Source organism: Kocuria sp. MNB10 (assembly GCF_054073685.1).
Genome location: NZ_CM133411.1, coordinates 413,116 through 427,727, shown reverse-complemented (window position 1 = coordinate 427,727; position 14,612 = coordinate 413,116). Strand labels below are relative to the sequence as shown.

Genomic DNA, 14,612 nt, shown 5'->3' with positions numbered 1-14,612 from the left:
GCATGAGCACTCCTGACCCGGTCCTGCCCACCGTTCCCTCCGACTACGAACTCGTCCAGCCGGCGGGTTCGGTGAAGCTGCCCGCGCTGTACGCGTCCGCGGGGGCGCGCGCGGCGTCGTCGGCGGCTTCCGACGCCGCCGCTGCGGCCACGCACAAGGTGCTCCCGGCTCTGCGCGACTCGCCCGTGGGGCGCGTGCTGCCCGGCGCGCTGCGTAAGTCCCGCACGGAACGCGTGGGGGCTGCCCTGCAGGTGCCGCGCGTGGCCCACGTCGTGGAGGACGTTAGCGCGGAACCCGAGTGGCACGAGAAGTTCTGCCGCGTGGTGCACGCAAGCACGCATCCCGTGGCCCCGGGGTCGCAGCACACCACGGTGTTCTCGGGTGCGCTGCACGCGCTCGCGTTCCCCGTGGCCATGTCGGTGCTCACGCGCAAGGACTTCCCCCTGCCCGTGCTGGGCATGGTGCACCTGAGCAACACCATCCGCCACGTCACGGACGTGGCCGTGGGGGAGCGGCTCACCGCCACGGCGTGGACCGAGAATTTGGGCACCCACCGGTCCGGGACCACGGTGGACGCCGTGGTGACACTGTCCCGCGAGGGCGGGTCCGTGGTCTGGGCCGGGCGCTCCACGTACCTGGCCAAGGGCGTGCACACCGCGATCGCGGACGAGGGCGCGCGCGTTCCCGAGGAGTCCTCCCACGAGCGCGCACCGTTCGATCCGCCGCAGCAGACCGCGCAGTGGGTCCTGGGCGCCGGGACCGGGCGGGACTACGCGGCGGTCAGCGGCGACTACAACCCCATCCACCTCTCCGACCCGTCCGCCAAGGCGCTCGGGATGAAAGGGGCGATCGCGCACGGGATGTACACGGCCTCGCGTGCGCTGGCGCTGACCGGCGTGCCCGCGGAGGTCCCCTTCGCGTGGTCCGTGGACTTCGCCGTCCCGGTGCAGCTGCCAACTACGGTGGCGGTCTCGGTGGACGACGACGGTCGGGGCGCCCACTGGCGCGGTTCCCGCGTCCTCGTGTGGGACCCCAAGCGGCAACGCCCACACGCGGAGGTCACGGTCACGGCCCTGTGACCGCTCGCTGATCCGCCTGACGAACACCCCCGGGACCGAGGTTCCGGGGGTGTTCGTGTCTGTCGGTGGGGTGGGACACAATGGGGGGCGTGAGCACAGACAACGCGCGGCGGGCCACGGACGCCACGGGCCAGAGCCTCAATCCGGACGAGCCCAGCGAGACACTGCGGGAGGAGTACGCCGATCTCGCGGACCGCGTCCGCGAAGCACGCACGGCGTACTACGTCCACGACCAACCCGTCATGTCGGACGCCGAGTACGACCGGTTGTACCGCTCCCTCGAGGAGTTCGAGGCCCTGCATCCCGAACTCAAGGCGAACGATTCCCCCACGCAGGAGGTGGGCGGTGACGTTTCCGCGGCGTTCAGCGCCGTGAAGCACCTCGAGAAGATGTACTCGCTCGAGGACGTCTTCTCCACGGACGAGCTCATGGCGTGGTTGACCCGCGCCCAGCAGCAGGTCGAGCAGTTGCCGGGTGCGCCCACCGTGGCGTGGTTGAGCGAGGTCAAGATCGACGGCCTGGCCGTGAACCTGCTGTACCGCAACGGTGTGCTTGTCCGGGCCGCCACGCGCGGGGACGGCACCACGGGTGAGGACATCACCCACAACGTGGCCACCATCAAGACCATCCCGCAGCGGCTGACCGGTGAGGACTTCCCCGAAGAGGTCGAGATCCGCGGCGAGGTGTTCATCTCATCCAAGGATTTCCGCGCCCTCAACGAGGCCATCGTGGAAGAAGGCCGTGCGCCGTTCGCGAACCCCCGTAACGCCGCGGCGGGGTCCCTGCGCCAGAAGGACCCGCAGGTCACCGCGCGACGGCCGCTGTCCATGTTCGTGCACGGCATCGGGTTCTCCCGCGGTTTCGAGCTGGAGACGCAGTCGCAGGCGTACGACGTCCTGCGGGACTGGGGACTGCCCGTGAGCCCGTACTCCCGGGTCCTGGACTCGATGGAGAAGGTGCTCGAGTTCATCGCCGAGTACGGCGAGAAGCGTCACAGCCTGCTGCACGAGATCGACGGCATCGTGATCAAGGTGGACGACCGCCGCACGCAGTTCCGGCTCGGCTACACCTCCCGCGTCCCCCGGTGGGCCGTGGCGTACAAGTACCCGCCGGAGGAGGTCAATACGAAACTCGTGGACATCCTGGTCAACGTGGGTCGTACCGGTCGCGTCACGCCCTTCGGGCTCATGGACCCGGTGCGCGTGGCGGGTTCCACCGTGGAGATGGCCACCCTGCACAACCAGGACGTGGTCAAGGCCAAGGGCGTGCTCATCGGGGACACCGTGGTGCTGCGCAAGGCCGGTGACGTCATCCCGGAGATCGTGGGGCCCGTCGTCGCACTGCGGGACGGCACGGAGCGGGAATTCGTGATGCCCACCGAGTGCCCGTCGTGCGGCACGCCCCTGCGTCCCGCCAAGGAGGGGGACGTGGACATCCGCTGCCCCAATGCGGAGACGTGCCCGTCCCAGCTCAAGGAGCGCGTCAACCACGCGGCGAGTCGCGGGGCCTTCGACATCGAGGCACTGGGCGAGGAAGCGGCCAAGGCCCTGACCCAACCTGTTCCCCAGGACGCACCGGACGGCACCGAGTTCTCCGTGCCCCCGCTGCGCAACGAGGCCGGGTTGTTCGATCTCACGCCGGAGGACCTCAAGAAGGTGAAGGTGTGGCGGGACTCCCGGCGCACCGTCACGGACAAGGAGACGGGGGAGAAGACCCAGCGGGTCACCCCCGAACTCGTCCCGTACTTCTGGACCAAGCCCACCAAGAACAAGCCGAGCGTGCCCTCCAAGACCACGGAGATCATGTTCCAGCAGATGGAACAGGCCAAGGACACCGACCTGTGGCGGATCCTCGTGGCGCTGTCCATCCGCCACGTGGGTCCCACGGCCGCGCGCTCGCTGGCCACGTCCCTGCGCAGCATGGACGCGATCCGCTCGGCGGACCTGGACACGCTCGCGGGCACGGACGGGGTGGGCCCCGTCATCGCGCAGGCCGTCATCGAGTTCTTCGAGGAGCCGTGGCGGTGTGAGGTCGTGGACCGCTGGGCCGCCGCGGGTGTGCGCATGGAGGAAGAGGTGGACGAGTCCACCCCCCGCACACTTGAGGGAGTCACCGTGGTGGTCACGGGATCGCTCGAGGCCTACAGCCGGGACTCCGCGAAGGAGGCCATCCTAAAACGCGGCGGCAAGGCGTCCGGGTCGGTGTCCAGGAAGACGGCGTTCCTGGTGGCTGGCGAGAACGCGGGTTCCAAGCTCGACAAGGCGGAGTCCCTCGGGGTTCCCGTGCTGGACGAGGCCGGTTTCGAGCGCTTGCTCGCGCAGGGCCCGTCGGCGTTCCACGACGCCGCTGCCGCACCGGGAGCGTCCTCGGCCGAGGACGCCCAGGACGGTGACCCGGAGGCCTCGGCCCCGGACGTGGCCGAGTCGGATGGCCAGGGCGCCGCGGCTGACGCCCCGGATGCCGCTGCATCCCACGACAACGCGGGGAAGTGAGACGCGAGATGGCGGATGCACTGGAAGGGTTGGGTCCGGGGTCGGACGAACTGCAGGAGCTGTTGGAGGTCGCGCTGCGCGCCGCACAGGCCGGGGCCGATGTCCTGAGCGGTCGTGACAGCGCCGAGTTCCACGCACAGACCAAGTCCTCGGACGGCGACTGGGTGACGTCTTTCGACGTCGCCGCGGAGGAGGCTGTGAGTGCCGTCCTGCGCCGTGAACGGCCCCGGGACGCCATCACGGGGGAGGAATCGGGAACGTACGTGCCCGAGCACCGCAGCCCCGTGCGGTGGTCGGTGGACCCGCTGGACGGGACCACCAACTTCATCCGGGACATCGTGTACTACGCCACCTCCGTGGCCGCGTGCGACGAGCACGGGAACTGGCTCGTAGGGGTCGTGAACGCCCCCGCTCTCGGGCGGATCTATTACGGCGTCGCAGGCCTGGGTGCGTGGGTCCGGCGGGACGGACGGGACACGAGGCTCACGGGTCCGGTCCCCGGCCGCCGGGGCGCGCTCTACGGCACGGGTTTCTCGTACGACCCCGCCGTGCGGCGTGAGCAATTCGGCTCGTTCCTGGACATCATGGAGAACTTCTCGGACATGCGGCGCCTGGGAGCGGCCTCCCTGGATCTCTGCATGGTGGCCGACGGCACCCTGGACGGTTACTCCGAACGTGGACTGCACGAGCACGACTGGGCGGCCGGCGCATTGATCGCCCACGAGGCCGGGGCGGTGGTGCAGCGCCCCGATCTGCCCGTTCCACCGGCGCTGAGTGAGCAAGAACACTCAGCGGGCAGTGCGATCGCGAACGCATACGAAAAGACCCGCGTGACCAGTGTGATCGCGGCCTGGGCCCCGCGCTGAGTAGTGGTAATCACACCGTTATCGGTTGGCAATCACACCGTTATGCGAGCCGGGAACCCGGGTCGGGTTGACCCGTTCGTCGCGGGTGGCCTAGCGTGGCCGGAGTTGATCGGCCGTGGTGGCCGTGATACGTGTCCGCGACTGGGGGTGTCCCCAGAAACGGGATAACGAAAAAGTAACTTTCTGCTTGGCAACGCCCGGAACGTTACGTTATCGTTATTATCAACTTCCTCAGCGGACTTTCGTGAGCGGAAGTTCGCTTCCGGGCCCGCTCGATCCGTGGCTCGGCTTGTGCTGGATGTTGCCGCAACACCGTACGTCGTCTGTATGGCAGCATTCCGTAGTTTCTACCCCTAACACCAACTGTCAAGGGTGGACGACGGCGCGAAGACACCCAGGGATGGGAACGAGCGTAGGTGGCCTTACGGAGCATAATGAAGACTTCAACCGCTATTCGCCGTGGTGCCGCTGCTGTCCTGATGGGCGGCGTGGCCGTGGGCGCCTTCGCCGTTCCCGCCAACGCCGCTCCCGTCTCCACGTGGGACGCCCTGGCTCAGTGCGAGTCCGGTGGCAACTGGGGCACCAACACCGGTAACGGTTTCTCCGGCGGTCTGCAGTTCACCCCGAGCACCTGGGCTGCCTTCGGCGGCACCGGTTCCGCTCAGGGGGCTTCCAAGGGGGAGCAGATCCGCGTGGCCGAGAACGTCCTGCAGGGTCAGGGCTGGGGCGCATGGCCCGCTTGCTCCGCCAAGCTCGGCCTGTCCGGCAACGGTGGGGGCGTCGCCTCCGCCGCCTCGGTGAGCACCCAGGCGTCCTCCGTGAAGCAGGCTGCCCCGGTGCAGCAGGCTGCTCCCGCTCCGGTCCAGCAGGCCGCGCCCGTGAAGCAGGCTGCCCCCGTGCAGCAGGCCGCTCCGGTTCAGCAGGCTGCCCCCGTGGCCCAGGCTCCGGCCGTGACCTACTCCGCTCCCGCGGCTCCCGTGCAGCAGGCCGCTCCCGCCGCCGGCACCTACACCGTGCAGGCCGGGGACACCCTGGGCACCATCGCCAACAAGCTGGGTGTCAACGGTGGCTGGCAGGCCCTGTTCGCCGCCAACTCCGGCACCGTGGCGGACGCCAACCTGATCTTCCCGGGCCAGGTTCTGAACATCCCCGCCTGATCCAGGCACTCATCGCTCGCGATGACCGGGTGATGCGGTGGACCGAGGTCCGCCGCTGACCCCTCGAAGCCCCGCCCCGCACCGATCCCGGTGTGGGGCGGGGCTTCGTCATACCCGGAACCGGTCCGGATCCCACGGTGTGGGCTTCACGCCACGGCATCCTGCGGGGCCCCGATTGCCGAGCCGGAGGATTCCTCTCCGGCTTCCGGGATGCGACCTGTGGGGTGCCACAATGAGGTCATGACGACTGAGATCGCGATCATTGGAGCAGGCATCGCCGGATTGTCCGCGGCCTCGGAGCTGGCGGAACACCGGGGGACTGGCGAGGGAATCCTCGTGTTGGAGGCGGAACGGGACGCGGCCATGCACACGTCCTCCCGGTCCGCGCAGCAACTGATCCCGAGCTACGGTCCGGAACCGGTGCTCGAGCTCACCCGCTGGAGCATTGCCCGGTTGCTCGAAGCTGGCAACTATCTGGCGGCGCCGCTCGCGTGGCCCAGCTCGTTCGTCGTCGCCGGCTCGCCCGAGGACGTGGCCGCCATGACTGTTCCCGGGCTGCGTACCCTTGAGGGCGCCGAACTGTTCGAGCTGTGCCCCGAACTGCGGGTAAACCCGCAGCGCTTCCGGACCGCCGCCGTGGACGAGTCCGCCGTGCGCACGGATGCCACCGCCCTCGTGGCATGGCATCGCGAGCGAGCGCTGGCGGCCGGCGTCGAGATCCGGACGAACAGCCGCGTGACCGATGCCAGGCGGGCCGGGGACCTGTGGGAGCTGACCCTCGACGCCGCCCGGCCGAAGACCGTGCGTGCCGCCACGGTCGTCAATGCCGCGGGTGCGTGGGCGGACGAGGTGGGAGCGCTGTTCGGCGCGGCGCCCCAGGGATTACGGCCTCTGCGGCGCACGGCGGCCCTCGTAACCTTGGCCGAGCCCATGCCGCCGGAACACCCCATGGTCGACGATGCCGCCGAGGACTGGTACTACCGCCCCGATGCCGCGGGCGCCATGATCTCGCTCGGGGAGGCCAAACCCAGCGAACCGTGCGATGCCCAACCGCACGAGGGCGCCGTCGCCGGGCTGATCGCCACGATTGAGCGGGAGACCAGCCTGCGGATCACGGGCGTGGTCAAGGCGTGGACCGGACTGCGCACGGAGCGTCCGAGCGACGTCCCCGTGTGCGGCTGGGACCCGGTGGCACCGGGGATGTTCTGGCTCGCGGGCCAGGGCGGGTATGGGTTCCAGACGAGTTCGGCACTCGCCAGGGCTGCCGCGGAACTGGTGCTGCGCGGTGAGGTGGGGGACTGGCTCAGCCCCGCCACTCGCGATGCTCTGGCCCCGGACGGCTCACCCGATCAGTCCGCGACCCCCAGGTAGCGCGCGAGCCACGCGTACTCCCAGGCCGTGTCCTTCCACTGCGAATAGCGCCCGGACGCGCCACCGTGGCCGCCCGCCATCTCACAGCGCAGCACCACGGTCTCCGGGTGCCGGGCACGAGTGCGCAGGGCGGCGACCCACTTGGCCGGTTCCACGTACAGCACGCGGGTGTCGTTGAGGCTCGTGACCGCCAGGACGGGCGGGTAGTCCGCGTCCCGGAGGTTCTCGTAGGGGGAGTATGAACGCATGTACTCGTAGACCTCGGCCGAGTCCACGGGGTTGCCCCACTCCTCCCACTCGAGGGCGGTGAGCGGCAGCTCGGGCATGAGCATGGACGTCAGCGGGTCCACGAACGGGACCGCCGCGAGCGCCGCACAGTACAGCTCGGGCGCGAGGTTGAGCACGGCTCCCACGAGCAGGCCGCCGGCCGAGCCACCCATCACGGCGATCCGCTGGGCGTCCACGTCCGGGCGGGTGGCGAGGTGGCGGGTGACGGCCACGTAGTCGGTGAACGTGTTGGTCTTGGTGTCCTTCTTACCGTTCTCGTACCACCCGCGGCCGAGTTCGCCACCGCCGCGCACGTGCGCGACCGCCCAGATCACGCCCCGGTCCAGCAGCGACAACCGGGACACTGAGAAGCCGGGGTCCGTGCTGATCTCGTAGGACCCGTAGGCGTACTGGAGCACGGGTGCGGGGCGGGTGGGGTCCAGGTCCGCGCGGCGCACGATGCTCACGGGGATCCGGGTCCCGTCCTCGGTCACGGCCCAGTCCCGTTCCACGGTGTAGTCCTGGCTGCGGTACCCGCCCAGCACGGTGGCCTCGCGCCGCAGGACGGGATCGCCCACGCCGTACTCGTTCGTCCCGGACTCGCCGGGTTCGGCCGTGGGGATGTCGTAGACGCGCGGCGGCGTCACGAAGGACGTGTAGGACACCCGCACCACGGGGTTCTCGTACTCCGCGGAGAGCACGCCACTCGTGTAGAGCTCCTCGTCGAACGCGGCCTCGGCCCCGTCCAGCAGCGACGGCGACGCCGCACCGGCCGCCGCGCTCGACGCCGCGGCGTCGTCCGAGTCCGCAAGGCGTCCTGAGCCCGTGTCCGATGTCGAGGGCACGGCCTCGCGTGGGCCCGCAACGATCTCGTCCACCGCGCGGCGCGGGATCAGGCGGACCCGGGGCGTGGTGTCCGCGCGCAGGGCCACGACCAGGTGGGTGGCGGTGGGAACACAGGACTCGATCCGCACGTCCTCCGACGCCGGGATGACATCCGTGAGCTCGAGGTCCGCGAGGGCACGGCCCGCGTGCCCGAGCGGCATGAGGCTCACCCGGCCGTTGGGGGCGTGCGCGTCGTGGGTCAGGAGCACGTAGTCCTGGCCGGCCACCGTGAGGGGTTCCACCTCGTAGAGCACCCGGTCCTCGCGCGAGATCATGATGCGCCAGGGCAGGGAAGCCGGCCCAGCGGTGTCGTCGGACGCATCGGCGACCGGCTCATCCGTGGGGGAGCCGGCCAGCTCGGTCAACGGCAGGATCCGGTACTCGCTGTACTCCGAGCAGGACGAGGACAGCATGAGCCACTGCTTGTCCGCGGAGAGCTCGGCCCCGAGCCACAGACCGGGGTCGTCCTCCTGGAACAGCAGCTCGTCGGAGGATGCGTCTTGGCCGATGACGTGCCGGTACACGCACCACGGCCGCCAGGACTCGTCCACGACGATGTAGATCAGCTGGGAGGCGTCCGGTGTGAGGAACGCGCCGTACGAGGTCTGCTCGATCCGGTCCGCGAGAAGTTGTCCCGTAGCGAGATCCTTGACCTGGATCGTGAACCGTTCGTCACCTGCGGTGTCCTCGGACCAGGCCAACCTGGAGCCGTCCTCCGACACGCTGAAGGCGCCCAGCGCGTAGAAGTCGTGCTCCTGGGATGCGGCGTTAGCGTCCAGGAGGGTCTGTTCGCCGTCCAGTGCGGTGCCCGGTTCCACGGTGGGCGGTGTCCACTGCGCGGGGTCGGTGACCGGGACGCGGCAGAAGATCTGGTGGGCGCCGCCCTCGACCGTGCGCGTGAAGTACCACCAGTCCCCGCGACGCGACGGCACGGACAGGTCCGTCTCGAGCGTGCGGTCCTTGATCTCCCCGTAGATCCGCTCGCGCAGGGGCGCCAGATCCTCGGTCGTGGCCTCCGCGTAGGCGTTCTCGGCGTCCAGGTGCGAGCGCACCTCGGGGGAGTCCTTGTCCCGGAGCCACTCGTAGGGATCGGCGAAGGTGTGCCGGTGGAACGTGCGTTCCACCGGGCGGCTCGGGGCCACGGGATAGGACGGCTGCTCGGAAGTCATGCCCACAGTCTAGGGGCGGGTGGGGATGCGCAGACGTGGTCCCGCTCGCGAGCGGCCACAATGGTCCCGTGCAGACTCCCACCCCTTCGCAGCGCGGCATGTCGCGCGCCGACACGTGGCTTCAGATCGTCCTGGTGCTCGGCGTGTCCCTCGGGGCGTCCGCGGTCTACGCCGTGCTGGATCTGGCCGAGGTGCTCATGCGGTCCTCGCTGGCCGACACCACGACGACGCTCAACCGGCCCCTGAGCAGCGTCCCCCTGATCGACGCGTTGCGTCAGCTCACGGGCATCGGCTTCGCGCTCGTCCCCGTGCTGCTGGCCCTGTACCTCATGGCCGGGGTGGCGCGGGGGATCCCCGGCGTGCTGTGCAGGATCGGGGTGGATGGGCGCAGACCCGTGTGGGACACGCTGTGGGGAATGGGCCTGTTCGCGGTGATGGGCGGCGGCACCCTGGTGCTCTATCAGGTGGGCCGGTCCCTGGAGATCACCGCGCAGATCACCACATCCACCATGGAGCAGACCTGGTGGGCGGTTTCTTTGCTCGTGCTCTCCGCGCTGCGCCACTCGATCGTGGAAGAGATGATCGTGGTGGCGTTCCTGTGCGAGCGCTTGCGATCCCTCGGATGGTCGTGGTGGCTCGTGGCGGTGGCCTCCGCGGTGGTGCGGGCCAGCTATCACCTGTACCAGGGGTTCGGACCCACGCTCGGGAACCTGGTCATGGGACTCGTGTTCGTGTGGCTCTACCGCCGCGGCGGTCGACTCATGCCGCTGCTGATCGCCCACGCCCTCCTGGACACCGTGGGCTTCCTGGCCCCGCAACTGCTCGCGGGCTGATGCCGGAGACCGGGCGGAGCGGCGTCGTCGGCCGCACCGAAGGGAACCAGATCAAATGGTGACGGTGCCGTCCGGGGTGTCGAACGAGACGGCCATGACCCCGGGGGTGCCATTGGGGGCGCACCAGGTGACGTCCAGCGAGCCCAGGACGTCCTCCACGGGACCGCCGAGCCACTCCGTGACGCGGTCGGGGGAGCCGGCGATCTCCATTCCGCTCAACCGGACGTCCGTGATCCGCGCCTGGGACGGGTGCATCTCGTCCTCGGAATCGAAGTGCACCATGAACGGCAACTGCGGGTCGGAGATCAAACCCTTCACGCCGATCTGATGCCATTCGAGCTGCCGACCGTCGGGGAACAACCGGCCACCGGGCACGGAGGGGCGGCCCAGCTTGGCCTCGAAGGGCGCGAGGTCGGGGACCTCTACGACCCAGCCGAGCCAGCCGCCGCCGGCATCGGAACGGGCACGGACGGCCTGACCGAACGGCGCCTTCTCCGCGGCGGGGTGCTCGAGCACCGTGACGACCTCCACGTACTGGTGGTCGGTGAGCGGCAGGATCATGTTCCGGGTGCCGAAACGGGGGTGCACACCGCCCTTGACCGGTTCGATCCCCAACCGGTTCGCGATGCGTTCGGTGGTGGCCTCGAGGCCGTCGGGCTGAGCCGCGAAGGAAACGTGATCCAAGTTCATGACGCCATGGTGGCACCGGCCACACGGGCCACCAAATCGAGCGCGAGCCCGGCGAGTGTGTGACCTGCGCCGCCCGGTCCGGTGGGCAGGGCCGGCTCTCCGCACCTCCCGAGACCTGACATCGGGACGGCTGATCCGGGCGGGGACTGTGTTGGTCCAGGTCAACGAGACGCGCATCTCAGAGGCTGGAGTCCGCAGCATCAGCCGGGGAGTCTCCGACCGAGCCCTCGATATGTGACCTGAGACCGATATCGATCCCGATCACTACGAGGTGGTTCCCGTGTCCGCAAATGCCGTCGGTTTCACACTCCTGATCCTCCGAGTCGCCCTGCTCCTGGGGAAGTTCGTGCGCGTCAAGGTGGGTTGGGTCCAGAGCCTGTTCCGCAGCGACGAGTACTACTCCGCTGGCACCATGACCAGCTGCCCGTCCTCCGTGGAACCGTTCTCCCTGCACATGTCCATCGCGGCCGTGGCTGGCGGCGTTCACCATCCTGGCGGTGGTCGGCATCGCGTTCAACGTGGCCATTTTCTTGTGGTTGGCACCCCACATCATCGGTCGCTACTGGCTCGCGCGCGGTATCGGTGACTACCACCCGTCCATGGGGGTGACCGCCACCGGGCTGATCCTCATGCGCGTGGTGGACCCGGAGGCCAAGACCCGGTGTTCGAGGCGTTCGGTTACAAACAGCTGGTGTTCGAACCGTTCTTCGGGGGCGGGTTGGTCACGGTGCTGGCCATCCCCGTCATCTACCTGACCGGCGTGCGGCCGTTGTTCTTCGTGATGCTCGCGGTGTTCGTGATCGCGGTGCTCACGGGTCTGTTCTACGTCCATCCACGTGAGATGAAGGACCGGGAACTGCACACCCGGGAGATGGAACAGCAGGAACGAGCGGCCACTGACCCCGAGCCCGCTCGCAGCGTCCCCGGCTTGACTCCCGCCCCGCCGGGTTCGGACAATGAGGTAATAGGTCACGAGAGTCAGCGCGAAGCCCCAGCTAGCTGACCGGCAACCCTCCCTTCCGCGGTGGGGTGCCCTGGGTGAGGACCTGGCCGTGGCGTCGACCGACGTCATGCGGCAAGCGCGGGTCGTTGGTGCCCGGTCACAGCACGGGCACCGTGCGGATCGCCACCGGACCCCTGATCCCTCCGAGAAGGAGTACGGCCATGAGCACCGCTCCCACCCCCGACAATCCCCAGGGCTGGTCGTTCGAAACCCGACAGATCCACGCGGGCCAGAACCCCGACCCTGTGACCGGGTCGCGCGCCCTGCCGATCCACCAGACCACGTCCTTCGTGTTCCCGGACGCCCGCACGGCGGCGGCCCGGTTCGCGCTCGAGGAGATGGGGCCCATCTACTCGCGCCTGACCAACCCCACCACGGAGGTCGTGGAGAACCGGGTCGCGTCCCTCGAGGGCGGCGTGGGGGCCCTGATGGTCTCCTCCGGGCAGGCCGCGGCCACGCTCGCGATCCTTAACCTGGGCGGCGCCGGGACCCACGTGGTGGCCAGCCCGTCCCTGTACGGCGGGTCGTACAACCTGCTCAAGCACACGCTGCCGCGCATGGGTGTGGAGACCACGTTCGTCTCGGACCCGGACAATCCCGCGCAGTGGCGGGACGCGGTGCGCGAGAACACCGTGGCGTTCTTCGGTGAATCCATCCCGAACCCCCGCAACGACGTGTTCGACATCGAGACGATCGCCGGGATCGCCCACGAGGCGGGTGTCCCGCTCATCGTGGACAACACGATCGCCACGCCCTACCTGGTGCGGCCCATCGAGTGGGGCGCGGACATCGTGCTGCACTCGGCCACCAAGTTCCTGGGCGGCCACGGCACGGCGATCGGCGGGTTCATCGTGGACTCCGGAGCGTTCGACTACTCGCGGGACCCCGAGCGCTTCCCCGGTTTCAACCAACCGGACGAGACGTACAACGGACTCGTCTACGCCCGTGATCTCGGTGCCGACGGGGCCTTCGGCGTCAACCTCTCGTACATCCTCAAAGCGCGCGTGCAGTTGCTGCGCGATCTGGGGACCTCGATCTCTCCGTTCAACGCGTTCTTGATCGAGCAGGGCATCGAGACGCTGTCGTTGCGCATGGAACGTCACGTGGCCAACGCGCAGAAGGTCGCCGAGTGGCTCGAGGCCCGCCCCGAGGTGCGCTCGGTGTCCTACGCCGGTCTCGAGTCCTCGCGCTGGCACGACCGCGCCCTGAAGTACGCGCCCAACGGCGCCGGGTCGGTGCTCGGCTTCGTGCTCGACGGCGGTCGGGACGCCGGTGTCGCGTTCGTGGACGCCCTGAGCCTGCACTCCAACGTGGCGAACATCGGTGACGTGCGCTCGCTCGTGATTCACCCCGCCTCCACGACGCACGCCCAGCTCAAGGACGAGGAGCAGCTCGCGGCCGGCGTGGAACCGGGATTCGTGCGGCTGTCCGTGGGTGTCGAGGGCATCGACGACATCCTCGCGGACCTCGAGTCCGGATTCGCCGCGGTGGGTGCGCGCGGCGACGCTGCCGGCGACGCGGCGTCGTCGGCGGAGGACACGGGGAACTGACCATGACGGTCGTGGGCAACGGGCCGCGCACGCGGTGCGACGGCGTCGTACGGCGGGCCGAACTCGGCGAGCTCGTGCTCGAGTCCCGGTTCCGGCTGCCGGACGTGCACCTCGCGTACGAGACGTGGGGCGAGCTCGCGGCGGACGGTTCCAACGCGGTGCTGATCGAGCACGCGCTCACGGGTGACACGCACGTGGCGCGCGGTGGTGCGGGGCATGAGGACGCCGCGAGCGCTCCCGAGGGCGCGGCCGCCGCGGCGGACGGTTGGTGGGACGGACTCGTGGGCCCGGGTGCCGCGATCGACACGGACCGCTACTTCGTGGTGTGCGCCAACATCCTGGGTGGGTGCTACGGCAGCACGGGACCCGCGAGCCCCGCACCGGACGGCGTCCCGTGGGGCTCGCGTTTCCCGCGCGTGACCGTGCGGGACTCGGTGACCGCGGAGGCCCTGCTCGCTCGGGCGCTCGGAGTCTCCCGGTGGCGGCTCGTGATCGGCGGGTCCATGGGCGGAGCTCGCGCCCTCGAGTGGGCCGTGTCCCACCCGGATCGGGTGGCCGCGTGCGCCGTGATCGCGGCCAACGCGCGCGTGGGTGCCGAGCAGCTCGCGTGGGGACAGGCACAGTCGCTCGCGATCCGCCAGGACCCGAACTTCCGGGGCGGCGACTACTACGCGGGCGAGTACCCGGAGGCGGGTCTGGGGCTCGCGCGGCGGATCGCGCACATCACCTATCGCAGCGCGCACGAGCTGGAAACGCGCTTCGGCCGCGAACCCCAACCCCGTGAGGACCCCGAGGCCACCCACGTCGCGGACCGCGGTCGGTACCAGGTGGAGAGCTACCTGGACCACCAGGCGTCCAAACTCGCGGGCCGCTTCGACGCGAACTCGTACCTGAGTGTCAACGAGACCTTGATGTCGCACGACGTCGCTCGGGGCCGCGGCGAGCTACGGGACGTCCTCGCCCGCACGCGGTGCGAGTGGCTCGTGGCCGCGGTGGACTCCGATCGGTTGTTCTTCCCCTCGGAATCCGCCGAACTCGTGGCTGCGCTGCCGGGGGAGCAGGAGCTGCACACGATCACGTCCCCGAGCGGGCACGACGGGTTCCTGATCGAAACTCCGCAGGTGGGCATGTTGCTGCGGGAGACCGTGCTGCGGGACTGAGCAGGGAGCCCTGACGGGTCGGCTTCAGCGGTGAGACCCGGTGGGAACGGGTCGGCTTCAGTGGGCGCGGCCCTGACTGGCGGGACTGGG

Annotated in this window: 11 protein-coding genes and 1 riboswitch; of the genes, 9 read left to right on the top strand and 2 right to left on the bottom strand. The window is 69.6% G+C overall.

Annotation, left to right across the window (positions count from 1 at the left end; all coding sequences use genetic code 11):
* Window positions 1–2 precede the first annotated feature (2 nt).
* The 5 genes from ACW9PK_RS01890 to ACW9PK_RS01870 all read left to right on the top strand — a co-directional run bounded on the left by ACW9PK_RS01890 (window position 3) and on the right by ACW9PK_RS01870 (window position 6,965).
* Window positions 3–1,079: a MaoC/PaaZ C-terminal domain-containing protein gene (locus ACW9PK_RS01890; RefSeq protein ID WP_367404344.1), complete on the top strand. Its 1,077-nt coding sequence runs from the start codon at window positions 3–5 to the stop codon at window positions 1,077–1,079.
* A gap of 89 nt (window positions 1,080–1,168) precedes the next feature.
* Complete coding sequence (gene ligA / locus ACW9PK_RS01885) at window positions 1,169–3,571, top strand: NAD-dependent DNA ligase LigA (protein WP_457016326.1); 2,403 nt, start codon at window positions 1,169–1,171, stop codon at window positions 3,569–3,571.
* A gap of 8 nt (window positions 3,572–3,579) precedes the next feature.
* The gene (locus tag ACW9PK_RS01880; RefSeq protein ID WP_368835850.1) at window positions 3,580–4,437 is read left to right on the top strand and encodes an inositol monophosphatase; all 858 of its coding nucleotides are present in this window, start codon (window positions 3,580–3,582) and stop codon (window positions 4,435–4,437) included.
* Between the two features lie 434 nt (window positions 4,438–4,871).
* Entirely contained in the window at window positions 4,872–5,594 is a 723-nt protein-coding gene (locus tag ACW9PK_RS01875) for a transglycosylase family protein (protein WP_368835851.1), read from the top strand.
* A gap of 240 nt (window positions 5,595–5,834) precedes the next feature.
* Window positions 5,835–6,965, top strand: a complete 1,131-nt coding sequence (locus tag ACW9PK_RS01870; protein ID WP_457016325.1) for an NAD(P)/FAD-dependent oxidoreductase — start codon at window positions 5,835–5,837, stop codon at window positions 6,963–6,965.
* Here the strand turns inward: ACW9PK_RS01870 and ACW9PK_RS01865 are convergent.
* Window positions 6,944–9,286: a S9 family peptidase gene (locus ACW9PK_RS01865; RefSeq protein ID WP_457016324.1), complete on the bottom strand. Its 2,343-nt coding sequence runs from the start codon at window positions 9,284–9,286 to the stop codon at window positions 6,944–6,946. The two genes, ACW9PK_RS01870 and ACW9PK_RS01865, sit on opposite strands and share 22 nt — an antisense overlap.
* Window positions 9,287–9,354: 68 nt before the next feature.
* Between ACW9PK_RS01865 and ACW9PK_RS01860 the strand changes: the two genes are divergently transcribed.
* Window positions 9,355–10,119 carry a CPBP family intramembrane glutamic endopeptidase gene (locus tag ACW9PK_RS01860; RefSeq protein ID WP_457016323.1) on the top strand — a complete coding sequence of 255 codons (765 nt, stop codon included), beginning with the start codon at window positions 9,355–9,357 and terminating at the stop codon, window positions 10,117–10,119.
* A 51-nt stretch (window positions 10,120–10,170) separates the two neighbouring features.
* Here ACW9PK_RS01860 and ACW9PK_RS01855 read toward each other — a convergent pair whose 3' ends face one another.
* Window positions 10,171–10,809, bottom strand: a complete 639-nt coding sequence (locus ACW9PK_RS01855) for a VOC family protein (RefSeq protein WP_064846920.1) — start codon at window positions 10,807–10,809, stop codon at window positions 10,171–10,173.
* A gap of 691 nt (window positions 10,810–11,500) precedes the next feature.
* Here ACW9PK_RS01855 and ACW9PK_RS01850 point away from each other — a divergent pair.
* The 3 genes from ACW9PK_RS01850 (at window position 11,501) to metX (ending at window position 14,522) form a co-directional block, all read left to right on the top strand.
* Window positions 11,501–11,812, top strand: a complete 312-nt coding sequence (locus tag ACW9PK_RS01850) for a hypothetical protein (protein ID WP_457016322.1) — start codon at window positions 11,501–11,503, stop codon at window positions 11,810–11,812.
* Window positions 11,777–11,897: riboswitch (SAM riboswitch) on the top strand. Its footprint overlaps the gene before it by 36 nt.
* Before the next feature lie 76 nt (window positions 11,898–11,973).
* Window positions 11,974–13,362 carry a bifunctional o-acetylhomoserine/o-acetylserine sulfhydrylase gene (locus ACW9PK_RS01845; RefSeq protein ID WP_144999036.1) on the top strand — a complete coding sequence of 463 codons (1,389 nt, stop codon included), beginning with the start codon at window positions 11,974–11,976 and terminating at the stop codon, window positions 13,360–13,362.
* 2 nt (window positions 13,363–13,364) lie between these two features.
* Window positions 13,365–14,522 (top strand): homoserine O-acetyltransferase MetX, encoded by a 1,158-nt coding sequence (metX, locus tag ACW9PK_RS01840; protein ID WP_457016321.1) that lies wholly within the window; start codon window positions 13,365–13,367, stop codon window positions 14,520–14,522.
* Window positions 14,523–14,612 lie beyond the last annotated feature (90 nt).